The 939-nt window shown below is 44.4% G+C and carries 1 protein-coding gene and 1 riboswitch; the gene reads right to left on the bottom strand.

Translation table 11 applies throughout. From position 1 onward, the window contains the following. Positions 1-96: 96 nt before the first annotated feature. A riboswitch (TPP riboswitch) is annotated at positions 97-270 on the bottom strand. 56 nt (positions 271-326) lie between these two features. Continuing rightward, on the bottom strand, positions 327-939 hold a 613-nt coding region (locus A3756_RS23810; protein ID WP_197481508.1), incomplete at its 5' end, for a HAMP domain-containing sensor histidine kinase.

Below are 939 nucleotides of genomic sequence, written 5' to 3' on the forward strand. Positions count from 1 at the left end.
CCCAGTTTCTTTAACGAATCGTTTTTCATCTATTGCTCCGCATATCCGGTATTACGAGTGTGGTAAGTAAGGAAGCAATTAGAATCATCGGTCTAGTCTTGATGAATTCTTGTTCCCTACGCTGGTTCTAACCAATCAGGTTCAACGGGTCCCTATCTGCCTACAAAATGTAGAACAACAAATAATTGGATATATCCCAAGAATTTATATGGTCTCAGCATTCGCAAATCATCAAGCGATAAAATGACAGATGCTCCCCGACAAGATTTTCATCGATTTTAGGGAGTGTTGAATGATATGGCAAGAAATAAGCGCTTTAGCATCGCCTAACGAGGAAAAATAGCCGAGAAGGAGCTACCTCGCCCCACCTCGCTATCGAGAACAATTCGACCATGATTCAGCGCGAGCATTTCGCAGCATATTGCTAAACCATAGCCATCACCTTCAATCTCACTATTCTCATGGGAATCTTGGCGCTGATATAGTTTGAAAATGCTTTCACGCTGTCCTTGAGGAACACCACAGCCTGTATCATTTACTTCAAGAGTAACGCACTTGCCGACCTGCTCATCAAAACTGGGACGAAGAGATACTTCAATAGCTCCCGCTTGCGTATATTTAATTGCGTTGGAAATAAGGTTGATCGCAATTTGCTTAAAGTGCTGCCTGTCTGCCAAGGCGTATATGTTAGAATCCGAAATCTCAGAGCGAAAATCCAAGCCTTTTTTCTTGGCAAGGGTTTCACCTTGTACACACGCTTCTTCAAGCGCAGGCACTGCATTGAAGCGGGAAATGTCGGCAGCCAGCTTTCCAGCTTCTACCCGCGTAGAATCCAAAGTCGTGCTGATCTGTTCAGCGAGCTGCTGACCGCCCCCGATAATTCGGTCGAACAAAGATAGCTGCGTTTCACTACACTGACTAGACAACTTTGATTTAAGA

Source organism: Oleiphilus sp. HI0086, from assembly GCF_001635225.1.